Below are 25,073 nucleotides of genomic sequence, written 5' to 3' on the forward strand. Positions count from 1 at the left end.
GGCGACGGGCGACGGGCGACGGGCGACGGGCGACGGGCGACGGGCGACGGGCGACGGGCGACGGGCGACGGGCGACGGGCGACGGGCGACGGGCGACGGGCGAACGGTTCTGTTCGCGGCTCGGTCGGCGGTGGCCCTCTACCGCCTGCTCGACGTGCTCCCCGTCTTCTCCGGTGACGCCCGGATCACCCGCCTCTTCACCCTCGTCCCCGGTTCCGACTTCGGAGCGGACGCCCTCTCGGCGATAGACACCCTCGGCGGCCGCACGGTCCCCTGGAGCGAGGCGTGCCACCGCTCCTACGACCTGGTCGTCGCCGCCAGCCCGAAGGGCGACCTGCGACTGCTGCGCGGCCCGCACGTCCTCCTGCCGCACGGCGCGGGCTTCAACAAGTCGATCCCCGGCGAGGGTTCGGCCGACTCGGCCTCCGGACTGGACCCGGCCTACCTGCGCCGCACCGAGCACGACGCCCCGATAGCGCTGCACGCCCTGGCCCACCCCGATCAGGTCGCCACGGTGGCCGCCGTGGCCCCGCGGGCGGCCCGGCGGGCGAAGGTGATCGGCGACCTCACGCTGGAGCGGGTGCTCGCCTCGTCGTCCCTGCGCGACCGCTACCGGGCGGCACTGGGCACCGGAGCCCGCGAACTGCTGGTCCTGGTCTCCACCTGGGGACCGGAGTCCCTGATCCGGCGACACCCCGGCCTGCCCGCCGCGCTCGCGGCCCATCTGCCCCACGACGAGTACCAGTTGGCGCTCGTGATCCACCCCAACGAGCGCAGCCTGCTCGGCACGTACGAGCTGACCGAACGGCTGGCACCGGCCCTCGACGCCGGAATGGTCCTGCCGGCCCCCCACGAGGAGTGGGCCTCCGTCCTGATCGCCGCCGACGCCCTGGTCACCGACCACGGATCGACCGCCCTGTACTACTGCGCCGCCCAGGACCGCCCCGTCGTGAGCGTCCACCAGGGCGGCGGCGAACTGATCCCCGACAGCCCGATGGGCGTACTCCTCGACCGCGTACCGCGGCCGGTACGGGCCGAGGAGATCGTCGACGCGCTCCGGACCTACCGGCCCGGCCCCGGACAGGCCGCCGCCGAGGCCGCGTTCGCGCCGCCCGGCGACGCCGCGGACCGCCTGCGGACCGAGGTCTACGCCCTGCTCGGCCTGACACCGCCCACGCACCCCGTCCCACCACGACCACTGCCCTCACCCGCACCCGCCCAGCGCACCCCCGCGGCGTTCGACGTACACGTGGAGACCACAGAGACCACAGACACCGCGGACACGACGAACACCACCGCCACCACCGCCACCACCCCCACCACCGCCATCACCGCCACCGCCACCACCACCACCACCACCGACGAGACGACGGGAACCGCCACCACCGACCAGACCACGAGACCCGACACCGCCCCCACCATCCGGATCACCCGCCACCCCGCCGGCACCGGCCCGCCCGCCCACCACCTGGCCGCGGAACACGGCGCCGCCGGCGAACAACTCTGCCGCTCCGCCGGCCTGCTGTACCGCCGCCCGCTCCCGCCCTCCGCCACCCCCTCCGCCACCCCCGTGGACCTGGCCTGGACGGCCGACGGCTGGACCCGGCACGCCCTGTCCGCCTACCCGAACTGCCGCTCGGCCGCCGCTGTGCTGCCGTCCGGAGAGTGCCTGCTCCGAGTCCGCGGCCACGAGCACACGTACGCCGTCCGGGCCGAACCACGCGCCGAAGGAGGCCGGATCGTACGGCTCGACCCCGCCGTAGCGCTGTCGGCCGCGTACGCCCGCCTGGTCTCCACCCGGCCCGCCCCGGACAGTCCCATCACCCTGAACTGCCTCATCGGCGACCGGACCTTCCGCACCACCCTCCGCCCGGCCACGGACGCCGAGGCCACGCAGACGTTCTAGACCAGGCCGTCACGCCGCCGGAGGCTCCGGGCCTCGGCGCGGTGCTCTTCGGCCTCCGCCACGTTCCCCTCGGCGGCGTCGAGTTCGGCGAGCGCGTCATGGACGCGTGCCAGGTCGAAGCCCGAGCGCCGCCTGTCGGCCCGCCCGAGCGCCTGTACGTACAGCGCACGGGCCTCGTCCGCCCGGCCCAGGCGGCGCAGCACACCGGCGAGGGCGAACGCCGAGCGTCCGATCAGCCTCTCGCGCCCCTGCTCCACGAACCCGCTGTACGCCTCGGACAGCAGCCGATGCGCCGCCTCGAGATCGCCCGTCTTCGCGCTCGCCTCCCCCATCCGATAGGTCTGGAGCAGGACGCCGTAGGGGTTGGGGATCGCCCGGTGCAGGTCGCGGGAGCCGGCGAAGTCGTCCAGCGCCGCACGCCACTCACCCCGGGCGCCCTTGAGCATGCCGCGGTGCTCGACGGCCGACGCGGCGAGCTTGCGGTCCCGTTCGGAGTTCCCCAGCAGTGCCAGGGCGGACATCGCGCCGTCGATCTGGTCCCGGGCCTCGTCCAGCTCCCCCGACTCCCACAGGAACCTGGCCAGTTGACAGCGCGTGCGCACCAGCCACCCGGCGTTCCCGCCGTGCCGGGCCGCCGAGTCGACGGCACGCCGGAAGACCTCGACGACCTCGGTCTGGTGAGGGTGGTCCAGGGCGTGCGTCCACACGGGCTCGGACAGGGCCACGACTTCCGTGTCCATCCCACGGCCGTGGGCGAGGCGCGAGCACGCGAACAGCACATGGCGTTCCTCGGCCAGCCAGCGCGCCGCGCGTTCCGCCCGTCCGGCCCGCGTTCCGTCGTCCCCGGCCGCCGCCGGATCCTCCAGCGGAGCGTCCGGCACACCGGGTACGGGGTCGAAGAGATCCACAACGGTCAGCCGGCGCCCGGCGGCGAACCGGTCGGCCAGCTGGGCCTGCCGCACGAGCCAGCGCACCACCCTGACCTGCGCCTCGGCCACCACGCCGCCGATGTCCCCCGTCTCCCCACGGGACTGGCGCAGGGCGTGCCCGCGCTGCGGCCCCGGCAGCCTCATCTGGCCCGCCACCGTCAACGACAGCGGACGCAGGTCCAGTAACCCGGCCCGGTCCAGTTCCTCCAGGGCGTCCTGGCAGTCCTCCGGGTCCAGCCCCGACAGCGCGGTGGCGGAGTGCAGCGTGAACGTCTCCCCCGGATGGTGCGGCAGCAACCGGTAGAGCAGGGCCGCCGGGCCGGACAGACCGGCGTAGGCGGTGTCCCAGATGTGCTCCACGCCCGACACCCCCTTCTCGTCCAGCTCGGCCTGAAGATCGGTGAGGATCCGGGACAGCGGACGCAGCCGGTGCGTACGCACCCACCGGCTCGCCACGTGCAGGGCCGCCGGGAGCCCGTCGCACAATCGGACCACCGCCCGCGCCGCCTCCGGATCGGCGGCCAGCCGGTGGTCACGGACGATCAGCTCCAGCAGTTCCATGGCCGCCCCCTCCTCCAGCGGCGGCAGCGGCAGCTCCACCGCCGCGCCGGCTTCGAGGTCGTGCAGCGGACCGTGACTCGCGACGATCACCACGCTGCCGCCGGACGCCGGAAGCAGCGGGACGACCTCCGAGGCGTAGCGCGCGTTGTCCAGCACCAGCACCAGCTTCGCGTCCGCGGTCCTGTTCCAGTACTGCCTGCAACGGGCCGCGTACGGGGCTCGCACCTGGTCCGGCGCCACGTCGAGCGAGTACAGCAGCTGGGACAGCACGTCACCGGGGTCGAGCACGCCGTCCGCCCGGAAGTCGTCGAGGTCGACCGACAGCACACCATCGGTGAAGGAGTAGCGGTCGAGCAGAGTACGGGCGATCAGGCCGGCCAGCTCCGTCTTCCCCGAACCCCCCGGCCCGCTCAGCGCCAGGACCAGCGGACGGGACCGGCTCCGCCATTCCGCCACGGCCCGCACGGCCCGTTCCCGCTCCTCGTCGCGGTTGACGAAGTACACCGGCTCCGGCGGAAGTTCGACCCTCACCACAGTCCCCTCGACCATCCACAGCACCCTGCACGCACTGCCCGACGATCATGCACTCTAGAGACTTCCCCCGCCCGGCGCCCGGCAGAACGGAATCCCCGGCCGAGGTCTCGACGCCCCGACGAGCGGGTGGCCCACCCGGAACACCACCGAGCCCCCGCCCCTCCGACCCCACACCCGCCCGCCCGAGAAAAGGAAAAACCGCAGGTCATAACTTCGACCTGCGGTTCACCACGGAGCCGCCTTCGGGATTCGAACCCGAGACCTACGCATTACGAGTGCGTTGCTCTGGCCATCTGAGCTAAGGCGGCGTGTCCTGCGCACCAGGGTGCGATCAGCGACGTCGGTAAGTCTACACAGTTTCGCGGGGTGCTTCGTACCGGCCCCGGGTGGGCCCCGGAGCCGGTGCGGGGTTGTTGCGGAGCCGGTGCGGGGCCGGTGTGCGGGTCGGCTACGAGCAGCGCTTTCCGTCCGCCGGGGCGGTGCCCCGCAGGAGGTAGGTGTTGATCGTGGAGTCGACGCAGGTGCTGCCGCGGCCGTAGGCGGTGTGGCCGTCGCCGTCGTAGGTGAGGAGGCGGCCGGAGGAGAGCTGGGCGGCCAGGGACCGGGCCCAGCGGTAGGGGGTCGCCGGGTCCCGGGTGGTGCCGACCACGACGATGGGTGAGGCGCCGTCGGCGGTGATGCGGCGGGGTTCGCCCGAGGGCTGGACGGGCCAGTAGGCGCAGTTCAGGGAGGCCCAGGCGAGGCCCTCGCCGAAGACGGGGGACGCCTTCTCGAAGTCGGGGAGCGCGTCGCGGACCTCGTCGGGTGAGGAGAAGGCCGCCGGGAGGTCGAGGCAGTTCACGGCGGCGTTGGCGGACATGAGGTTGCTGTAGGTGCCGTCGGGGTCGCGCTCGTAGTAGCTGTCGGACAGGGCCAGCAGGCCGGTGCCGTCGTTCTTCCGCATCGCGGCCGTCAGGGCTTCGCGCAGCTGTGGCCAGGCGCCCTCGTCGTACATGGCGGCGATGACGCCCGTGGTGGCCAGGGACTCGGTGAGTGTGCGGCCGTCGGTGTCACCGGTGCGGACCGGGTGGGCGTCCAGCTTCTTGAAGAAGCTCTTGAGGTTCTTGCCCACCTGGCCGGGCGTGGTGCCCTTGCCGCCGAGCGGGCAGCCTGACCGCCGTACGCAGTCCTCGGCGAAGGACCGGAACGCGGTGTCGAAGCCGGCCGTCTGCTCCCTGTTCAGCCGCCGGGCGGGGAGGGAGGGGTCCATCGCGCCGTCCAGCACCAGCCGGCCCACCCGGTGCGGGAACAGCCCCGCGTACGTCGCCCCGAGGAACGTCCCGTACGACGCCCCCACGTACGTCAGCTTCTCGTCGCCCAGCACGCCGCGCAGCAGGTCCATGTCGCGGGCCGTCTCCACGGTCGAGACGTGCCGGAGCAGCTTGGGGGCGTCGGTGGCGCAGCCCTCGGCGAAGTTCTTGTAGGCGGCGACGAGCGCCTCGGTCTCCCGCTCGTCGTCCGGAGTGACGTCCGTCCGCGTGTACGCGTCCATCTTGCGGCCGTCGAGGCACTCCACGGGTTCGCTGCGGGCCACGCCCCTCGGGTCGACGGCCACCATGTCGTAGCGGGCGCGAACCTCCTCGGGGTAGCCGACGCCGGCGTACTGCTGGAGGTAGCCGACCGCCGAGCCGCCCGGTCCGCCCGGGTTCACCAGCAGTGATCCCAGCCGCTTCCCCGGGCCGGTGGCCTTCTTGCGGGCCACGGCGAGGCGGATGTCCCCGTCGGACGGGCGCGCGTAGTCGAGGGGCGCCTTCATCGTGGCGCACTGGAAGCCGGGGACGCCGCAGTCGCGCCAGCTCAGTTTCTGCCCGTAGTACGGCGACAGGGCCGACGGCGTCGCCCGCGGCAGCGCGGCCGGCGACGCTTCCGAGGCCGGGCCGGCGGAGGTCGACGCGCCCGTCGAGGAGCACGCGGCGGCGAACAGCGCGGCGGTGAGGAGTGCGAGACCGGTACGGGTTCTGCGGAGAGTGCGCCTTGTGTACATCCGGCGAGCGTAACGCTCAGCGATGGATCGAACGCGGTGCGTGCTCGATGTGCCACGGACGAGTTACCCGGCCCCCTCCCTCTCTGCTCCTCTCTCTGCTCCTCTCTCTGCTTCTCCCTCTGCCTCCGGTCTTTCCCGGTCTCCGGCGCCGTCCGCTCAGCCCGCTCTCAGTGCCATCGTCATCGCCTCCACGGCCAGCAGCGGTGCCACGTTGCGGTCCAGGGCCTCGCGGCAGGCGGCGATCGCCTCGATACGGCGGAGCGTGGCCTCCGGGGTGCTGGCGCGGGCCAGTCGCTCCAGGGCGTCCTCCGCGTCCGTGTTGGCGAGGGCGATCCGGGAGCCGAGCTGGAGGGCGAGGACATCGCGGTAGAAGGCGGTGAGGTCGGTCAGGGCCAGGTCGAGGCTGTCGCGCTGGGTGCGGGTCCTGCGCCGTTTCTGCTTGTCCTCCAGGTCCTTCATCACGCCCGCCGTGCCGCGCGGCATCCGGCCGCCCTGCGCCGCGCCCAGTGCCGCCTTCAGCTCCTCCGTCTCCTTGCCGTCCACCTCCTCGGCGAGCTGCTTGGCGTCCTCGCTCGCCGCGTCGACCAGTTCCTGGGCGGCCTTGAGCGCGCCGCCCACGTCCTCGACGCGCTGCGGCAGTTTCAGCACGGCGGCACGGCGCGCGCGGGCGGCGGGGTCGGTGGCCAGCCGCCGGGCCCGGTCGACGTGGCCCTGGGTGGCGCGGGCCGCGGCGGCGGCGACGTCCGGTTCGATGCCCTCGCGGCGTACGAGCATGTCGGCGACGGCGTCGACGGAGGGCGTGCTCAGGTTCAGGTGGCGGCAGCGGGAGCGGATCGTGGGCAGGACGTCCTCGATCGAGGGGGCGCACAGGAGCCAGACCGTGCGGGGGGCCGGTTCCTCGACGGCCTTGAGGACGGCGTTGGCCGACTTCTCGTTCAGCCGCTCGGCGTCCTCGACGAGGATGATCTGCCAGCGGCCGTTCGCCGGCGAGGTGAACGACTTGCGGACGGTGTCCCGCATGTCCTCCACGAGGATCTGCGAGCCCACCGCGGCGACCGTGCTGACGTCCGCGTGCGTGCCGACGAGCGCGGTGTGGCAGCCGTCGCAGAATCCGCAGCCGGGGACGCCGCCGAGCGCGCGGTCGGGGCTCACGCACTGCAGCGCGGCGGCGAAGGCCCGCGCCGTCTTCGTCACTCCCGCGCCGGGCGGGCCGGTGAACAGCCAGGCGTGCGTCATCTTCGACGCCGCGGGGGGCGGGGTGTCGGCCGCGGCGGCCGTGACGAGGGCGTCGGCGTCCCGGGCGGCGGCGGCGAGCTGCTCACTCACCCGCTCCTGCCCGACCAGGTCGTCCCATACGGTCATGGGTCACGCCGTCCTTCCACGCACTGTCCGTGCCACTGCCCACGCGTGCCACTGCCCACGCCTGCCGCGCACTGTCCGTGCACGGCCTGGGTGCGCGGCCTGGGCACTGCCCGCGCGCCCTCTGTGCACTGCCCGCGCGGCAGCTGTCACTTTCCTCTTCCTCCGCGTCGCCTTCCGCGCCGCGTCCTTCCATTGTGGAGGCGACCACTGACAACGGACCGCCGACGGCCCGGCCGCCGTGGCCCGGCCCCGACGCCGACGGCCCGGACGTCGACGCGGCCCCCGGACGTCGACGCGGCCCCCGGACGTCGACGCAGCCCCCGGACGCCGACGGCCCGGACGCCTGCCGGTCAGTGACCCCGGCCGTCCCGGCCCCGGCGGCCTTCGTCGTCGCCGTCGTCCGCGCGCGGGCCGAGCAGTTCGTCCGCCAGCGTCGGCAGGTCGTCCAGCGGCGTCTCCTCCGCCCAGTCGGGCCGGGGCCTGCGCCGCGGGGCCTGCGGGACGCCGTCGGGATCGACCTGCGGCAGCTCCCGCGTACGGTCCTCGCCGTCGCCCGGACCGCCCGGACCGCCCGGCCCGCCCCGCCCGTCCGACCCGCCCTGCCCGGCGCTCCGCTCCTCGTCCCGGAAGTAGCCCGGCGGGACCCGGTCGGCCGGCGCGTCCTCGCGCACCTGGGGCAGCACGGCCGTCTCGTCGGCCGCACCGGGCGCCACCGACGGCAGCTCCGCCGTCACCTCCGCCTCGCCCGGCCGCACCGCCGGAAGCACCGTCGTCTCCTCCGCCGCGCCGGGCGAAGCGTCCGGTACCGGCGGAACCGGCAGTTCAGCCGTCACCTCGGCCTCGGACACCCCGGCCTCGGACACCCCGGCCTCGGACACCCCGGACGGCACCCCGGACGCCGACCCTGACGACGCCCCGGAGTGCCCGCCCGCGTCCTCGTCGTCCTTGAAGAGGCTGACGCGTTCCCGCCCCCCGGCGGAGGGCCGGTCGGCGGGCTCGTCCCGCACCGGTCGCAGTACCGCCGTCTCCTCCAGCGGACCGCCGGCGGCGTTGGTCGGCGTGACCAGCGGTGTCGGTACGGTCATCGCGTCCGGGGGCGTCGAGCGCCGGGGGGCGTCCGCCGCGGGCGGCGCCGTGGGCCGCGGTCCGGTCGCTGCCGCTGCCGCCGCCTGCTCCGCCGCCCGGCGGGCCTCCTCGGCGCGCAGCAGCGCCTCCTCGGCCCTGCGCTGCTTCTCCAGGCGCTTGGCCTCGGCCTCGGCCCGCAGCCGCGCCTCTTCCTCCGCCTGCTTGCGCAGCCGCTCCTGCTCGGCCTTGCGCCGGGCCTCCTCCTCGGCGCGTGCCTTCTCCTCCGCGAGGAGCCGCTGCCGTTCCTCCTCGGCCCTGCGGCGGGCTTCCTCGGCCCGCTGCCGGGCCTCCTCCGCCTGCCGTTCGGCCTCGCGCCGCTGCGCCTCCTCCAGCTCGCGCCGCTTGCGCTCTTCCTCTTCCTTGCGCAGCCGCTCCAGCTCCGCCAGGCGCTCACGCTCCAGCCGCTCTTCCTCGGCCTTGCGCGCGGCCTCCTCCTCGGCCTTGCGCCGCGCCTCCTCCTCGGCCTTGCGGCGCGCTTCCTCCCGGGCCTTGATCTCGGCCTCGGACAGCGGCAGCACCCGGTCGAGCCGGTGCCGTACGGCGGTGGTGACGGCCTCGGGCTCCTGGCCGGCGTCGACCACCAGGTACCGCCCGGGGTCGGCGGCGGCCAAGGTCAGGAAACCGGCCCGTACGCGCGCGTGGAACTCGGCGGGCTCCGACTCCAGCCGGTCGGGCGCCTCGGTGAACCGTTCGCGGGCGGCCTCCGGCGAGACGTCCAGCAGGACCGTCAGGTGCGGCACCAGCCCGTTGGTCGCCCAGCGGTTGATGCGGGCGATCTCGGTCGGGGACAGGTCGCGGCCGGCCCCCTGGTAGGCCACCGAGGAGTCGATGTACCGGTCGGAGATGACGACCGCGCCGCGCTCCAGGGCGGGCCGGACCACCGTGTCGACGTGCTCGGCGCGGTCGGCGGCGTACAGCAGCGCCTCCGCGCGGTGCGACAGTCCGGCGCTGGAGACGTCCAGCAGGATGGAGCGCAACCGCTTGCCGACCGGCGTCGCGCCCGGCTCACGGGTGAGGACGACCTCGTGGCCCTTGCCGCGGATCCACTCGGCGAGCGCCTCGGCCTGGGTGGACTTCCCGGCGCCGTCGCCGCCCTCCAGGGCGATGAAGAAACCGCCCGCCGCGGGCGCCTGCACCGGGTCGTCGCCGCCGAGCAGCGCGTCGCGCAGGTCGTGCCGCAGCGGCACTCCGGAGCGGTCGTCGACCTTGGCCAGCACCAGCGCCGCCACCGGCAGCAGCAGCGCGCCGACCAGCATCAGCGTGAACGCGGCGCCGCCGTGCGCGAAGACGAACTTGCCGTTCTCCAGCCGGTGCGGCCCGATGCCCGCGGCCACCAGCGGGGCGATCACGGCGGCGAGCGCCACGACGAACCGCACGCACGCGTGCAGGTGCTCGGTCGTCCGGGCCCGGCGGGCCTCCTCGGTCTCCTGGTCGAGCAGGGCGTGCCCCACGTTGGCGGCCACGCCCGCGCAGGCACCGGCCAGCGCCAGGAGCAGCAGCACGGTGGTGCCGTCCGGGACCAGGCCGGCCACCAGCAGGAGGATGCCCTCGACGGCGATCGCCAGGGCCAGCAGTCGCCGGCGGGACAGCGAGGGCAGCAGGGCGGGCGCCGTGCGGATGCCGACGACCACGCCGCCGGTCAGCAGGCCCACCGCCAGCCCGTACAGCACCGGCCCGCCGCCCAGGTCCTTGGCGTGCAGGACGGCCACGGAGACCGCGGCGGCCACCGCGCCGGCGACCGCGGCACAGGCCAGCACCAGCAGCGGCAGCACACCGGTGCGGCCCTTGTCGGCGCCCGTGCCGCTCCTCGGGCGGCGCAGCCCCTCCAGCGGCGACCGCGCGCGCGGGGTGCGCGTGGCGGGCAGTTCCAGGAAGGCCACCACCGACACGGACGCGGCGAACAGTCCGGCCGCGACGTACGAGGCGAGGGCCGCCTGGTGCTCGGCGAACCAGCCGATCCCCGCGCCCAGCAGGTTGTTGAGCAGCCCGGCGACGACGAGCGCCACCGCCGCGAGGGGCACCGACACGAAGCCGGTACGCAGCGACAGCCGGCGCAGCGTGTCCAGGTGGTCGGGCAGCGGGCGCACCGTCGCGCCCTCCAGCGGCGGCGCCGGCAGCAGCGCGGGGGCCGCGCTCTCCCGGCACACCGTCCAGAAGCGCTCGGCGACGCCGACGACGAAGACGGTCGCCAGCAGGGCGGCGAGGGCGTCGTCCGGCGTCCAGTCGATCCACAGCGGCGCGACGATCAGCAGCGCCGCCCGCAGGCCGTCGGCCCCGACCATCGTCCAGCGGCGGTCCAGCGGACCGTCCTGCGAGGTGAGCGAGGTGAGCGGTCCGAGCAGTACGGCGCCGAAGAGCACGGTCGCCAGGATGCGCACCGCGAAAACGGTCGCCACTGCGAACGCCACGCCCCGGTAGCCACCGCCGAACGAGCCGACGGAGATGGCCGCCTGAACGGACAGCAGGACCAGGACCAGCAGGGCGAGCGTGTCGCCGACGCCGCCCACCAGATGGGCGCTCCACAAACGCCGCAACTGCGGCCGGCGCAACAGGGCACGGATGGCGCGCTCGCGGGAGTCCGCCACCAGCGCGTCGTCAGGGGCCGGGTGTGAGGCCGTGGGCTGCTCGGCTCGCGTCATGCGTTCAGCCTATCGGGAGCCGCCGACAACACCGCCTCCCCGCCCGAACGCACGCGCGCCCCGACACCGAATCGATGCCGGGGCGTTCGTTTCGCGAAGAGAGGCGTTCCCCGAGAGGGACAGAACCTCAGCCCTCGGCACCCTTGGACGCGGTGGCCTTCGCGGTCGTCTTCTTCGCGGTCGTCTTCTTCGCGGTCGTCTTGGCCGCCGTCTTCTTCGCAGCGGTCTTCTTCGCGGCCGTCGTCTTGGCCGCCGTCTTCTTGGCAGCGGTCTTCTTCGTGGCAGCCGCCGTCTTCGTGGCCGTCTTCTTCGCCGGGGCCTTCTTCGCGGCCGACTTCTTCGCCGTCTTCTTGGCGGGCCCCTTGGCCCGCTTCTCGGCGAGCAGTTCGTAACCGCGCTCCGGGGTGATCTCCTCGACGCTGTCGCCGGAGCGCAGCGTCGCGTTGGTCTCCCCGTCGGTGACGTACGGCCCGAAGCGGCCGTCCTTGACGACCACCGGCTTCTCGCTGACCGGGTCGGTGCCCAGCTCCTTCAGCGGCGGCTTGGCCGCGGCCCGGCCGCGCTGCTTGGGCTGGGCGTAGATCGCCAGCGCCTCCTCCAGCGTGATCGTGAAGAGCTGCTCCTCGGAGGTGAGGGACCGCGAGTCCGTGCCCTTCTTCAGATACGGGCCGTAGCGGCCGTTCTGCGCGGTGATCTCCACGCCCTCGGCGTCGGTGCCGACGACCCGCGGCAGCGACATCAGCTTCAGGGCGTCGTCCAGCGTCACCGTGTCCAGCGCCATCGACTTGAAGAGGGAGGCCGTGCGCGGCTTGACCGCGTTCTTGCCGGTCTTCGGGGTGCCCTCGGGGAGCACCTCGGTGACGTACGGGCCGTAGCGGCCGTCCTTGGCGACGATGGTGTGCCCGGTGGCCGGATCGGTGCCCAGCTCGAAGTCGCCGCTCGGCTTGGCGAGCAGTTCCTCCGCCAGCTCGACGCTCAGCTCGTCGGGCGCCAGGTCCTCGGGGATGTCGGCGCGCTGGTGGTTCTCGGAGTCCTTCTCGCCGCGCTCGATGTACGGGCCGTAGCGGCCGACCCGCAGCACGATGTCGTTGCCGACCGGGAACGAGGAGACCTCGCGGGCGTCGATCGCGCCGAGGTCGGTGACCAGTTCCTTGAGGCCGCCGAGGTGGTCGCCGTCGCCGTTGCCGGCCTCGGCCGCGCCGCCGGCACCCGAGCCCTCACCGAAGTAGAACCGCCGCAGCCACGGCACGGCCTGGGCCTCGCCGCGGGCGATGGCGTCGAGGTCATCCTCCATCTTGGCGGTGAAGTCGTAGTCGACGAGCCGCCCGAAGTGCTTCTCCAGGAGGTTGACCACGGCGAAGGAGAGGAAGGACGGGACGAGTGCCGTGCCCTTCTTGAAGACGTAACCGCGGTCGAGGATCGTGCCGATGATCGACGCGTACGTCGACGGGCGGCCGATCTCGCGCTCCTCCAGCTCCTTGACCAGCGACGCCTCGGTGTAGCGGGCCGGGGGCTTGGTGGCGTGGCCGTCGACCGTGAGCTCCTCGGCGGTGAGGGCGTCGCCCTCGCTCACCTGGGGCAGCCGGCGCTCGCGGTCGTCCAGCTCGGCGTTGGGGTCGTCGGCACCCTCGACGTACGCCTTGAGGAAGCCGTGGAAGGTGATCGTCTTGCCGGACGCGCTGAACTCGACGTCCCGGCCGTCGGCCGCCGTGCCGCCGATCTTGACGGTGACGCTGTTGCCGGTGGCGTCCTTCATCTGGGAGGCGACGGTCCGCTTCCAGATCAGTTCGTACAGCTTGAACTGATCACCCGTCAGGCCCGTCTCGGCAGGCGTGCGGAAGCGGTCGCCGGAGGGGCGGATCGCCTCGTGCGCCTCCTGCGCGTTCTTGACCTTCCCGGCGTACGTCCGCGGCTGCGCGGGCAGGTAGTCGGCGCCGTACAGCTGCGTGACCTGGGCGCGGGCGGCGGAGATCGCCGTGTCGCTCAGGGTCGTCGAGTCCGTACGCATGTAGGTGATGTAGCCGTTCTCGTACAGCTTCTGGGCGACCTGCATCGTCGCCTTCGCCCCGAAGCCGAGCTTGCGGCTCGCCTCCTGCTGGAGCGTCGTCGTACGGAACGGGGCGTACGGCGAGCGGCGGTACGGCTTGGACTCGACGGACCGGACGGAGAAGGCGGTGCTCTCCAGGGCGGCGGCGAGCGCGCGGGCGTTCGCCTCGTCGAGGTGGAGGGTGTTCGCGCTCTTCAGCTGTCCCAGGGAGTCGAAGTCGCGGCCCTGTGCGACCCGCCTGCCATCGACGGTCTGCAGGCGGGCGACGAGGGTGGAGGGGTCGCTCGCGTCGCCGGCCCGGCCCGTGCCGAACGTGCCGGTCAGGTCCCAGTACTCGGCCGAACGGAAAGCGATCCGCTCGCGTTCCCGCTCGACGACGAGCCGGGTGGCGACGGACTGGACGCGGCCCGCCGACAGGCGCGGCATGACCTTCTTCCACAGGACCGGCGAGACCTCGTAGCCGTAGAGCCGGTCGAGGATGCGGCGGGTCTCCTGGGCGTCGACCAGCTTCTGGTTGAGCTGGCGCGGGTTGGCCACGGCGTCCCGGATCGCGTCCTTGGTGATCTCGTGGAACACCATGCGCTTGACCGGGATCTTGGGCTTGAGGACTTCCTGGAGGTGCCAGGCGATGGCCTCGCCCTCGCGGTCCTCATCGGTGGCGAGGAAGAGCTCGTCGGAGTCCTTCAGCAGGTCCTTGAGCTTCTTGACCTGCGCCTTCTTGTCGGCGTTGACGACGTAGACGGGCTGGAAGTCGTGGTCGACGTCCACGCCGAGGCGGCGGACCTCACCGGTGTACTTCTCCGGCACCTCGGCGGCGCCGTTGGGAAGGTCGCGGATGTGCCCGACGCTCGCTTCGACGACGTAGCCGGGGCCGAGGTAGCCCTTGATCGTCTTCGCCTTGGCAGGCGACTCGACGATGACGAGTCGGCGGCCGCCGTTTGCGGTCTCGCTGGTCGGGGACAACTTCGCTCTTCTCTCCGGTCGACGCTGGGGACTGCCCCAGGCGTGGGTCCGGGGTCGGGTCCTGCTTCCTTGTTCGCTCGTGACGCTGCGGAGTGTGACGGTACCTCCCGCCCCCGTGTCAAACGGGAAAAGCCCGCAACGGCCACTCGAACGGTAACCCGACCGACCCGCTTCCTGCCGCCCGGAGTGCCCACGGGCTTTCCCGGGTGTATCCGGAGCGCGATCTTTCGGTTACGCCCCGGGCGGCGTCCGCGACCTCCGGAATCCGCCACGCGGAACGCTCGTCGGGCGCCCGCCGGGCACCCTCCGGATGTCCGCCGGGCATCCGCCGGACGTCCGCCGAACGCCCGACCGGCGCTCGTCAGGGGCGGGCCGGGGTGCGGCGGCATCGGGGCGGCGGCGGGCCGCAGGCCCGTGTCCGAGGCACGCGTCCTACGTACGTCAGGCGCGCGTCAGACACCAGGCGCCGACGGCCAGCGCGACCACGGCGGCGATGCTCGCGACGGTCGCCGATGCGACGGGGCTCACACCCTGGGCGACGGGGCGCCGATAGCGCACCTGGGACGCGGTCCACGCCAGCAGACCGCCTCCGAACAGGACGAACACCACGCCCACGAAGATCGCCGGTCCACGCTCCATGGCTCCCGTGCCCCTTGTTTTCCGTCCGCGAGTACCACGTCTCACGGAGGGTGACACGCGCGGGCAGCGGCCAGGCGAAGCGGAGGTGAACAAGGAGCCGACGGGACGCCTCACGGCCCGGTCGCCCGGGACGCCGCACGGCCCCGTCGCCCGGGCGGCGACATGGCCGATTGCCGACGGTGCGCGGGGCTCGTCACGGCGGGTGCCGGTGTGCCTGCCGAGGGTGCCCGTGCCGTGCGCGGACCGGCGTCGGCCGCTCACCCGACGGGGACGACTTCCGGAGCCGTCTCGGCACCCCCACGGACGTCCGCGACCCAGGCGGGCGGCACCCCACGGACGTCCGCGCCCCGGACGAGCGGGACCCCACAGGCATCCGCGCCCCGGACGACCGGCCCCCCACAGGCATCCGCGCCCCGGACGTCCGGCCCCCCGCAAACACCCGCCCCCCCGGACAGGCAGCACCCCTCACCCCACCGGTTCGAGGAACCCCTGCTCCACCAGCAGCCGGATCTGCGCGGGCGTACGGTCCCGGAGCAGTACCGGGTCCTCCCCCAGCAGCTGCGCGATCGCGTCCAGGATGCGGCCCGCGCTCATCGTGCCGTCGCAGACGCCGGCGAACCCGGCGGCGACCGTGTCGACGCGGGTGGCCCGGCGCATGCCGCGGTTCTGCCGCAGGACGACGTGCTCCGGGTCCTCCGCGCCGGGCAGCCCGACCTGTTCCTGGACGACCTCGCCGGCCAGCGTGAAGCACGCCTCCAGCAGGGCCGCGTCGTCATGGGTCCGCAGGTAGTCGATCCGGTCGAAGTGCGCCCGTACCGTCTCGCCGAGCGGCTGCTCGACCGGGTGCGGCCATTCCTCGACGGTGACCGAGGGTTCGGCGGCGTCGCTGCGGCGCAGCGTGATCCAGCCGAAGCCGACGGCCCGGACCCCCCGCGCCTCGAACTCGTCCAGCCACGCGTCGTACCGCGCCTGGTACGCGGCCACGTCGTCACGGTGGTCGCCCGCGTCCCGCAGCCACAGCTCGGCGTACTGCGTGATGTCCTGCACCTCGCGCTGCACGATCCAGGCGTCGCAGCCGCGCGGCACCCAGGAGCGGAGCCGGTCCGTCCATTCCTCCCCCTCCACGTGCTGCCAGTTGGCGAGGAACTGCGCGAACCCGCCGGCGGTCAGCCGTTCCCCCGCCTCCTGAACGAGCGTGCGGCACAGATCGTCCCCGCCCATCCCGCCGTCCCGGTACGTCAGCCGGGCGCCCGGCGAGATCACGAAGGGCGGGTTGGAGACGATCAGGTCGTACCGCTCGTCGTCCCGGACCGGCGCGAAGAGCGACCCCTCGCGCAGGTCGGCTCCGTGGACCCCGGACAGGGCGAGGGTGAGGCCGGTGATGTGCAGGGCGCGCGGGTTGACGTCGGTCGCCGTCACGCGCGTGGCGTGCCGGGAGGCGTGCAGCGCCTGGATGCCGGAACCGGTGCCGAGGTCGAGGGCGGCGGCGACGGGCGTACGGACGGTGAGCCCGGCCAGCGTCGTGGAGGCGCCGCCGACACCCAGGACGACGCCCTCCGCGCGGCTGCCGATACCGCCCGCGCCGCCGACCGCGCACCCCAGGTCGGAGACGATGAACCAGTCCTCGCCGTCGGACCCGCCGTAGGGCCGTACGTCGACGGTGGCGGCCACCTCGTCGTCACCGGCCCGCACCAGCCAGCCGCTCTCCAGGCAGGCGTCGACGGGCAGGATCGCCGCCACGCGCGCGTACGGCACCGGCTGCTGGAGCAGGAACAGCCGCACGAGCAGCTCCAGCGGTGTCTCGCCGCGCGTGGCGCGCAGCGCGGGCACGGTCTCGCTCCGGGAGAGCGCCGCGTAGGCGGGGGCGCCGAGCAGCTCCAGCAGTCCGTCGGCGGTGTACGAGGCCCCGAGCAGCGCCTCCCGGAGCCGGGCGGTGACGTCGGGGCGGTCGGTTGCGGGCAGCGGGGAGAGGGCGTCGGCGTTACTCACGCCCCCATTGTGACCCTGATCGCGTCCGCCGCCCGTCGGCCGATGAACCTCAGCTCGTCGTCGCGGACACCGACGCCGACGCCGAGGCCGACTTGCAGCTGGCCTGCTGGGCCATCGCCTGGCCGACGTCGCCCTCCTCCAGCGCCTTGAGGGCGTCGTTGCCGCTCTCGCTGAGCTTGTTCAGCTCGGTGGCGATGTCCTTGAGCCCGTCGGCGAACTTCGCCTGGTCCTCGGTGTCCAGCTCCTCGACCTGCTTCTTCAGGGAGGCGTACGACGTCGACAGCTGGTTCAGCTCGGCGACCGCGGCCTTCTGCTTCTTCTCGCCGTCCTCGACGTCCGGCGCCCCGGCCTTCCGCACCGCCGTGCCCATCGCCTTGTAGGCGTCCGACATGTCCTGGAACGCCTGGGCGTCGGTCTTCTGCACGTCGGCCGGCTGACTGCTGTCCGAGGTCTGCTTCTGGATCGCGGCGTTGGCGGCCTCGATCTTCTTGGCCTGCGGCTGTACGCCCTCGCAGACCTGCTTGGCCCAGGAGTTCAGCTTGTCGCTGCTGTCGTCGCCGCCGCATCCCGTCAGCGCCAGTACCAGTACCGCACCGCCGGACAGTGCGGCCGCGAGCTTCTTGTTCACCGGATTGGTCCCTTCCATGGCTCTCGGCCCCGGAACATACACGCCATCCGGGCGACAACCGCGTGACCAACATCCGATACGACCGCTATTGCAGCCATTTGAACCAAGCGAGAGAAGGCTCACTGGAGCTGCGCGGACGCCCTGGTGAGGGGGCGCGCACGCGCACGCCGCAAGCGGACGGCACGTCACTACGCGCCGTCCGCCCGGTTCCTGGCCGACAGCGACCCGGCCGCCCTACGAAACCACCGCCCGGTCCGCCGTCTTGGGCTCCCGTCCGCTGTCGTCCCCGTCCCCCATGGCGATGCCGCGCCGCTTGGAGACGACCACCGCGCCGGCGATGACCAGGAAGGCGACCGCCGCGACCAGCACCCGGACCCCGACGTTCTCGTCCGGACCGTAGGAGAACTTGATCACGGCGGGCGCGATGAGCAGCGCCACCAGGTTCATGACCTTCAGCAGCGGGTTGATGGCCGGTCCGGCGGTGTCCTTGAAGGGGTCGCCGACCGTGTCGCCGATGACGGTGGCGGCGTGCGCCTCGCTGCCCTTGCCGCCGTGGTGGCCGTCCTCGACCAGTTTCTTGGCGTTGTCCCAGGCGCCGCCGGAGTTGGCGAGGAACACCGCCATCAGCGTGCCGGCGCCGATCGCGCCCGCCAGGAACGCGCCGAGGGCGCCGACGCCGAGCGTGAACCCGATGAAGATCGGCGCCAGCACGGCGAGCAGCCCGGGCGTGGCGAGTTCGCGCAGGGCGTCCCGCGTGCAGATGTCGACGACCTTGCCGTACTCCGGGGTCTCGGTGCGGTCCATGATCCCGGGCCGTTCCCGGAACTGCCGCCGCACCTCGAACACCACCGCCCCCGCCGACCGCGACACCGCGTTGATCGCCAGGCCGGAGAAGAGGAAGACGACCGCCGCGCCCGCGATCAGCCCGACGAGGTTGTTGGGCTGGGAGATGTCCATCATCAGGCTCATCGGCGCGCCCGCACCGCTGAGCCGCTCGCCGACGTCCCGCGCGCCGGTGGTGATGGCGTCGCGGTACGACCCGAAGAGTGCCGCCGCCGCCAGGACGGCCGTGGCGATGGCGATGCCCTTGGTGATGGCCTTGGTGGTGTTGCCGACCGCGTCCAGGTCGGTGAGCACCTGCGCGCCCTCGCCCTCGACGTCGCCGGACATCTCGGCGATGCCCTGCGCGTTGTCGGAGACGGGGCCGAAGGTGTCCATGGCGACGATCACGCCGACCGTGGTGAGCAGACCGGTGCCGGCCAGCGCCACCGCGAACAGCGCCAGCATGATCGACGCGCCGCCGAGCAGGAAGGCCCCGTAGACGCCGAGGCCGATCAACAGGGCGGTGTACACGGCGGATTCCAGGCCGATGGAGATGCCGGCCAGGACGACGGTGGCCGGGCCGGTCAGCGAGGTCTTGCCGATGTCCCTGACGGGGCGTCGGGTGGTCTCGGTGAAGTAGCCGGTGAGCTGCTGGATCAGCGCGGCGAGCACGATGCCGATCGCCACGGCGACGAGCGCGAGGACGCGCGGGTCGCCGCTCCTGCCCGCGATGGCCGCGTCGGAGACGCCGTCCAGTTCCGCGTACTTCCCCGGGAGGTAGACGAAGACGGCCACCGCGACCAGGACGAGCGAGATCACCGCGGAGACGAAGAAGCCCCGGTTGATCGCGCTCATCCCGCTGCGGTCGGCCCGCCTCGGCGCCACCGCGAAGATGCCGATCATGGCGGTGACCACCCCGATCGCCGGGACCAGGAGCGGGAACGCCAGCCCGGCGTCCCCGAAGGCCACCTTGCCGAGGATCAGCGCGGCGACCAGCGTCACGGCGTAGGACTCGAAGAGGTCGGCGGCCATGCCCGCGCAGTCACCGACGTTGTCGCCCACGTTGTCGGCGATGGTCGCGGCGTTGCGCGGATCGTCCTCCGGGATGCCCTGCTCGACCTTGCCGACCAGGTCGGCGCCGACGTCGGCGGCCTTGGTGAAGATGCCGCCGCCCACCCTCATGAACATCGCGATCAACGCCGCGCCGAGCCCGAAGCCCTCCAGGACCTTCGGCGCGTCGGCCGCGTACACCAGTACGACACAGGAGGCGCCCAGCAGGCCGAGCCCCACCGTGAACATGCCGACGACCCCGCCCGTACGAAATGCGATCTTCATCGCTTTGTGCGATACGAGGGTGAGATCCTTTTTCGGTTCACCCGGCCCCGGCGTCACTTCCCGGGCCGCTGCGGCGACGCGCACATTGCTGCGCACGGCGAGCCACATACCGATATATCCGGTGGCCGCCGAGAACGCCGCGCCGATCAGAAAGAAGATCGAACGTCCGGCCCGCTGCTTCCAGTCGTCCGCGGGCAGCAGCATGAGCAGGAAGAACACCACGACGGCGAATACGCTGAGGGTGCGCAACTGCCGGGCCAGATAGGCGTTGGCGCCCTCCTGGACGGCGGCCGCGATCTTCTTCATGCTGTCGGTTCCCTCGGCCGCCGCGAGCACCTGGCGCACCAGGACGCCCGCGACCACCAGCGCCGCCAGGGCCACGACGGCGATGACGGCGACGAGCAGGCGGTTGCCGTCGGTCAGTTCCGCGGCCAACTGCTGTGAGGTGGAAAGCTCCGCCATTCGTCCTCCTTGACGCTTGGGCTGAGCTCAAGATGTGGACGGATTCTAGATACCGGAACCGGTTCTCAATAGAGCATGACAAAAGTATTCGACCCGTCAAGCGGAAAGAGTAATGCGTAATGCCTTTGACGCATTGACCGGACCGGACCGGACCGAGATCAATGGACGCGGTCCAGCTTTACAGAATCGGACTGCCCGTAAAGGAATTCACTCGGCTCGGCTCCCGCACGGAACCACTGTAGGCGGGGGCACCGACTTCTGCACACGGCAAAGGGCCCTACGTGGTAGGGCCCTTTCGGTTCGGTGAGTGTTCGGTGGGTGTTCGGCGGGTGTTCGGCGCGCTTCGGTGAGCGCGGGCGAGCTGTCAGGCGGTCAGGCCAGGGGCGGCAGCAGGGGAGGCGGGGTGGTCGGCCAGGTCATGCGGATCAGTCCGCCGTCCGGGCCGGCCTTGACCTCCACGTCGTCGACGAGCCCGCTGATGACCGCGAGGCCCATCTCGTCCTCCTCGGCCTCCGGGTCGTCATCGGCGACGCCGGACAGACCTCCACCGGGCGTGTGCGGCGCCTGGTCGCCGACCTCGATGGAGAACTGTTTCTCCTCCTCGATCAGCGACACCTGCACGGGCGCCGTGATGCCACCGTTCTGGTGCAGCCCCACGGCCCGGCTGCAGGCCTCGCCGACGGCGAGCCTGACCTCGTCGAGGACGGCCTCGTCCACTCCGGCCCTGCGTGCCACCGCGGCCGCCACCAGCCGGGCGGTCCGGACGTGCTCGGGCAGCGCGCTGAAGCGGAGTTCAACGGTGGCCATGCATCCCCCTCGGAACTACGGGCGTGCTGTCGAGGGGCCGGGCCGCCGAAAGCCCGGCCCCCTGCTGCGACTGCGCGCCGTCCCGGACCGGGGGCCCGGGGCGGCGGTCGTCATCAGTCGGTGGCCGCTACCGCTTCCTCGACCGAGGTGTGGATCGGGAACACCTTGGTGAGGCCGGTGATGCGGAAAATCTTCAGAATGCGCTCCTGGTTGCAGACCAGGCGCAGCGAGCCCTCGTGGGCGCGCACCCGCTTCAGGCCGCCGACCAGTACGCCGAGTCCGGTGGAGTCGAGGAAGTCCACGCCCTCCATGTCGACGACAAGGTGGAAACTGCCGTCATTCACCAGCTCGACCAACTGCTCGCGCAGCTTGGGCGCGGTATACACGTCGATTTCGCCACCGACCCTGACGATCGTGCGATCGCCCATGGTCTCGGTCGACAGGGGCAGGTCCACGGATCCTCCAGCACCTTGCTATCGAGCGGTCGCCCCTCGGGGTTACCTCGGCTTGGAGCCCCCGGGACGGTTCGCCAGCCGCGATGGCATTCAATCACTTACCGGCAGGCGTGCACGACGCCTTGGTCCCATTGTCCGTCACGCCAGTGACAGACTCGGTGTCGATGGCCAAGAATCACCGTTCCGATGGACTCCCGGCGGACCCCGTTCCCCGGCCCGATCCGGGCGCGGTCCTGGACCGGCTCGCCGCGGGGCGGAGCCGGGCTGCGCGCATCACTCATACGGAGCACTTGCCCCCGCGTGCGGGACGCCATGCCCGCTGGCCGGACCGGATTCGCCCCGAAGTGCTCGCCGCGGTGCGGGCCGCGGGTATCGAACACCCCTGGGCCCACCAGGCGCGGGTGGTCGAGCACGCCCTCGACGGCGACTCGGTGGTCGTCGCCACGGGCACCGCCTCCGGCAAGTCCCTGGCCTACCTGGTGCCGGTCCTGTCGGCCCTCCTGGACGGTTCCGAGGCGCCGAACGGCCGGGGCGCCACCGCCCTCTACCTGGCCCCCACGAAGGCCCTGGCCGCGGACCAGTGCCGGTCGGTGAAGGAACTTTCACAACCTCTCGGGACCGCGGTGCGCGCCGCCGTCCACGACGGCGACACCCCGTTCGAGGAACGCGAGTGGATTCGTCAATATGCCACCTTCGTCCTCACCAATCCGGACATGCTGCACCGCGGCGTCCTGCCCGCCCACCCCCGCTGGTCCTCCTTCCTCAAGGCGCTGAAGTACGTCGTCATCGACGAATGCCACACCTACCGCGGCGTGTTCGGCTCGCACGTCGCCCAGGTCCTGCGCCGGCTGCGCAGGCTCTGTGCCCGCTACGGCTCCTCCCCCGTCTTCCTGCTGGCCTCCGCCACCGCCGCCGAGCCCGCTACGGCCGCCCGCCGGCTCACCGGCCTGCCGGTGGTGGAGGTCTCGGACGACGCCTCACCCCGCGGTGAACTGGTGTTCGCCCTCTGGGAACCGCCGTTGACAGAACTGGAGGGCGAGAAGGGCGCGCCCGTGCGCCGCACCGCCACCGCCGAGGCCGCCGACCTGCTCACCGACCTCACCGTGCAGGGCATGCGCTCCATCGCCTTCGTCCGTTCCCGGCGCGGCGCCGAGCTGATCTCCGTCATCGCCCAGGAACGCCTCGCCGAGGTGGACCGGTCGCTGGCCCGGCGGGTCGCGGCGTACCGCGGCGGCTATCTGCCCGAGGAACGCCGCGCCCTCGAACGCGCCCTGCACTCCGGTGAACTCCTCGGGCTCGCGGCGACCAACGCCCTGGAACTCGGCGTCGACATCTCGGGCCTGGACGCCGTGGTGATCGCCGGCTATCCGGGCACCCGCGCCTCGCTGTGGCAGCAGGCGGGGCGGGCGGGGCGGTCCGGGCAGGGGGCGCTGGCCGTCCTGGTCGCCCGCGACGACCCGCTGGACACCTTCCTCGTCCACCACCCCGAGGCCCTCTTCGACCAGCCCGTCGAGTCCACCGTCCTGGACCCCGACAACCCGTACGTGCTCGCCCCGCACCTGTGCGCGGCGGCGGCCGAGCTGCCGCTGACGGAGGAGGACCTGGAACTGTTCGGTCCCGCCTGCGCGGAACTGCTGCCGCAACTGGAGGCCGCGAAGCTGCTCCGGCGCCGGACCCGGGCCTGGCACTGGACGCGCCGCGAACGGGCCGCCGACCTCACCGACATCCGCGGCGAGGGCGGACGCCCGGTCCAGGTCGTCGAGGAGGGCACGGGCCGGCTCCTCGGCACGGTCGACGCCGGCGCCGCCCACACCACGGTCCACGAGGGCGCGGTCCACCTGCACCAGGGGCGCACGTATCTGGTCCGGTCGCTCGACCTGGACGACTCGGTCGCCCTGGTCGAACAGGCCAGTCCGCCGTACTCCACGGTGGCCCGCGACACCACGGCCATCTCGGTCCTGGAGACCGACACCGAGGTCCCCTGGGGCGACGGCCGCCTGTGCTACGGCTCCGTCGAGGTCACCAACCAAGTGGTCTCCTTCCTGCGCCGCCGGCTGATCACCGGCGAAGTCCTCGGCGAGACGAAACTCGACCTCCCTCCCCGTACGCTGCGCACCCGAGCCGTGTGGTGGACGGTCACCGAGGACCAGCTCGACGCCGCCCGGATCAACCCGGAGATCCTCGGCGGCGCCCTGCACGCCGCCGAACACGCGTCGATCGGCATGCTCCCGCTCTTCGCGACCTGCGACCGCTGGGACATCGGCGGCGTGTCCATCCCCCTGCACCCGGACACCCTCCTCCCCACGGTCTTCGTCTACGACGGTCATCCCGGCGGCGCGGGCTTCGCGGAGCGCGCCTTCCACACGGCCCGCGCGTGGCTCACCGCGACCCGCGAGGCCATCGCCTCCTGCGAGTGCGACGCCGGCTGCCCGTCCTGCATCCAGTCCCCCAAGTGCGGCAACGGCAACGACCCGCTGCACAAGAGGGGCGCGGTACGACTGCTCACGGTGCTGTTGCGGGGGGTTCCGGAGGAGGCGGGGGCACCGGTGCGGGAGGCGGGGGCTCCGGGGGAGGCGGGGGCTCCGGAGGAGGCGGGGGCTCCGGAGGAGGCGGGAGCACCGGGGGAGGCGGGGGCTCCGGTGCGGGGGCAGGGGGCACCGGAGGCAGCGGCTCCGTCGGAGGAAGCGGCGCCGCCGGGCCCGCACGGGCCCTGACCTCCGCCGCGAACGGTCCCCGTCCCGACGCGACCGTCACGTCCGACACCTGTCCGGTGAGCACGCACCGCACGATCCGCGTGTCCTGGGCCCGGGCCACCCGGTCCGCTCTGGAGCACGCCCCGGCACCGCCCCGCGCCCAGTGGTCCGCGGCCGCGAGCGCCGCGAGGTCGGCACCCCCGGCCGCCCGGTGCCGGGCCACCACCGCCTGCCCCAGGGCCAGGACGACGCCGAAGACCACGCACAGCACCGTGATGACACCGACGCTCCAGAAGGTGGCGGAACCGCGGTCGGAGTACCGGACGGAGTACCGGTCCGAGTGCCAGTCCACGTGCCGGTCCGAGTACTGACGGGAGTACCGGCCGCGTTGCCGGAGCCGCTGGAACCGTCCAAGCGCTCCTCGCCGGCCCCCGCCGCCGCCCCTCACGGTCCCGCCCTTCACGGTCCCGCCCCTGACGGCGCCGCCTCCACCGTCCGCTCCACCGAGGCCACGGCCTCCTCCCGTACCTCGAACGGCAGCCCGCTCAGCACCGGCGGCCTCGCCACCACGACCACCCGGACCTGTTCCGCCTCCCGGCCGACCGTGACCTCCGCGCCGTCCGGCGCCGCCTCCCGGGTGACCTCGACGACCGCCTCGGCGGGATCCTGCCGGGCCGCGGCGCGGGCGCCGGTCCGGGCCGCGTCCACACACTGGATCTGCGCGGCCACCACCAGCAGCCCCCACACCAGCGCCATCGCGAACATCACCAGCACCGGGAGCGCCACGGCCGTCTCGGCGGTCACGAAACCCCCGTCGGCCCTGCGGCCCGCGGCCCTCTCACATCCGCGCATCGAGCGCCTGCTTCACGATGCGCTCCAGCTCGCCACTGACCGCTCCGCTGGTCACCACCTTGTAGAGGACCACCGCGAACGCCACCGCCGCCACGATGCCCATCGCGTACTCCGACGTGACCATTCCCGCGTCCCGCCGCGCGGCTCCGCCCGTCCAGCGCACCGCGCGCACCCGGCGCACCCGGCGCACCCGGCGCACCCGGCGCACCCGGCGCACCAGGGCACGCAGCCGCACCCGAACCATTCGACACATCTCGACCCCCGTGGGATTCACTGCTTCTCTGATCTGACGTTTCTCGCTG

The 25,073-nt window shown here is 73.0% G+C and carries 15 protein-coding genes, 1 tRNA gene and 1 pseudogene; 2 read left to right on the forward strand and 15 right to left on the reverse strand.

The window, feature by feature from the left end; translation table 11 throughout:
* The first annotated feature begins 145 nt into the window (after positions 1-145).
* A complete protein-coding gene (locus tag ACIQR3_RS22805; RefSeq protein ID WP_403542010.1) occupies positions 146-1,906 on the forward strand; it encodes a translation initiation factor 2 in 1,761 nt (586 codons plus the stop codon).
* On the opposite strand, the gene ACIQR3_RS22810 is transcribed toward ACIQR3_RS22805, so the two are convergent.
* From ACIQR3_RS22810 to bldG, 12 genes are all read right to left on the reverse strand, one after another.
* A complete protein-coding gene (locus ACIQR3_RS22810; protein ID WP_403541708.1) occupies positions 1,903-3,945 on the reverse strand; it encodes a hypothetical protein in 2,043 nt (680 codons plus the stop codon). The two genes, ACIQR3_RS22805 and ACIQR3_RS22810, sit on opposite strands and share 4 nt — an antisense overlap.
* A gap of 219 nt (positions 3,946-4,164) precedes the next feature.
* Positions 4,165-4,238: transfer RNA gene (locus ACIQR3_RS22815), tRNA-Thr, on the reverse strand.
* Positions 4,239-4,378: 140 nt separating this feature from the next.
* Positions 4,379-5,953 (reverse strand): alpha/beta hydrolase, encoded by a 1,575-nt coding sequence (locus tag ACIQR3_RS22820; protein ID WP_403541711.1) that lies wholly within the window; start codon positions 5,951-5,953, stop codon positions 4,379-4,381.
* A gap of 156 nt (positions 5,954-6,109) precedes the next feature.
* Entirely contained in the window at positions 6,110-7,315 is a 1,206-nt protein-coding gene (locus ACIQR3_RS22825) for a DNA polymerase III subunit delta' (protein ID WP_403541714.1), read from the reverse strand.
* A 350-nt stretch (positions 7,316-7,665) separates the two neighbouring features.
* Positions 7,666-11,079 (reverse strand): dTMP kinase, encoded by a 3,414-nt coding sequence (tmk, locus tag ACIQR3_RS22830; RefSeq protein ID WP_403541716.1) that lies wholly within the window; start codon positions 11,077-11,079, stop codon positions 7,666-7,668.
* A gap of 127 nt (positions 11,080-11,206) precedes the next feature.
* Positions 11,207-14,089: a type I DNA topoisomerase gene (gene topA, locus ACIQR3_RS22835; protein WP_403541719.1), complete on the reverse strand. Its 2,883-nt coding sequence runs from the start codon at positions 14,087-14,089 to the stop codon at positions 11,207-11,209.
* A gap of 441 nt (positions 14,090-14,530) precedes the next feature.
* Positions 14,531-14,728 (reverse strand): hypothetical protein, encoded by a 198-nt coding sequence (locus tag ACIQR3_RS22840; RefSeq protein WP_403541721.1) that lies wholly within the window; start codon positions 14,726-14,728, stop codon positions 14,531-14,533.
* Positions 14,729-15,193: 465 nt separating this feature from the next.
* The gene (locus tag ACIQR3_RS22845) at positions 15,194-16,717 is read right to left on the reverse strand and encodes a methyltransferase (RefSeq protein ID WP_403541724.1); all 1,524 of its coding nucleotides are present in this window, start codon (positions 16,715-16,717) and stop codon (positions 15,194-15,196) included.
* A 49-nt stretch (positions 16,718-16,766) separates the two neighbouring features.
* The gene (locus tag ACIQR3_RS22850) at positions 16,767-17,363 is read right to left on the reverse strand and encodes a small secreted protein (protein WP_403541726.1); all 597 of its coding nucleotides are present in this window, start codon (positions 17,361-17,363) and stop codon (positions 16,767-16,769) included.
* A gap of 216 nt (positions 17,364-17,579) precedes the next feature.
* Positions 17,580-19,964: a sodium-translocating pyrophosphatase gene (locus ACIQR3_RS22855; RefSeq protein ID WP_403541729.1), complete on the reverse strand. Its 2,385-nt coding sequence runs from the start codon at positions 19,962-19,964 to the stop codon at positions 17,580-17,582.
* Positions 19,965-20,336: 372 nt separating this feature from the next.
* The gene (locus ACIQR3_RS22860) at positions 20,337-20,771 is read right to left on the reverse strand and encodes an ATP-binding protein (protein ID WP_403541731.1); all 435 of its coding nucleotides are present in this window, start codon (positions 20,769-20,771) and stop codon (positions 20,337-20,339) included.
* A 113-nt stretch (positions 20,772-20,884) separates the two neighbouring features.
* The gene (bldG, locus tag ACIQR3_RS22865) at positions 20,885-21,226 is read right to left on the reverse strand and encodes an anti-sigma factor antagonist BldG (RefSeq protein WP_344567321.1); all 342 of its coding nucleotides are present in this window, start codon (positions 21,224-21,226) and stop codon (positions 20,885-20,887) included.
* 83 nt (positions 21,227-21,309) lie between these two features.
* Between bldG and ACIQR3_RS22870 the strand changes: the two genes are divergently transcribed.
* A complete protein-coding gene (locus ACIQR3_RS22870; protein WP_403541733.1) occupies positions 21,310-23,940 on the forward strand; it encodes a DEAD/DEAH box helicase in 2,631 nt (876 codons plus the stop codon).
* Here ACIQR3_RS22870 and ACIQR3_RS22875 read toward each other — a convergent pair.
* The 3 genes and pseudogenes from ACIQR3_RS22875 to ACIQR3_RS22885 all read right to left on the reverse strand — a co-directional run.
* Positions 23,885-24,271, reverse strand: a pseudogene (locus tag ACIQR3_RS22875) (Rv3654c family TadE-like protein); the annotation flags it as partial. The gene ACIQR3_RS22870 and the pseudogene ACIQR3_RS22875 sit on opposite strands and share 56 nt — an antisense overlap.
* A gap of 107 nt (positions 24,272-24,378) precedes the next feature.
* Positions 24,379-24,771: a TadE family type IV pilus minor pilin gene (locus ACIQR3_RS22880; RefSeq protein WP_403541736.1), complete on the reverse strand. Its 393-nt coding sequence runs from the start codon at positions 24,769-24,771 to the stop codon at positions 24,379-24,381.
* Positions 24,758-25,024, reverse strand: coding sequence for a DUF4244 domain-containing protein (locus tag ACIQR3_RS22885; RefSeq protein WP_403541739.1), 267 nt, complete (start codon positions 25,022-25,024; stop codon positions 24,758-24,760). Before ACIQR3_RS22885 ends, ACIQR3_RS22880 begins: the two co-directional genes overlap by 14 nt.
* Positions 25,025-25,073: the final 49 nt, after the last annotated feature.

Source organism: Streptomyces sp. NPDC090994 (assembly GCF_044768905.1).
Lineage (GTDB): Bacteria > Actinomycetota > Actinomycetes > Streptomycetales > Streptomycetaceae > Streptomyces.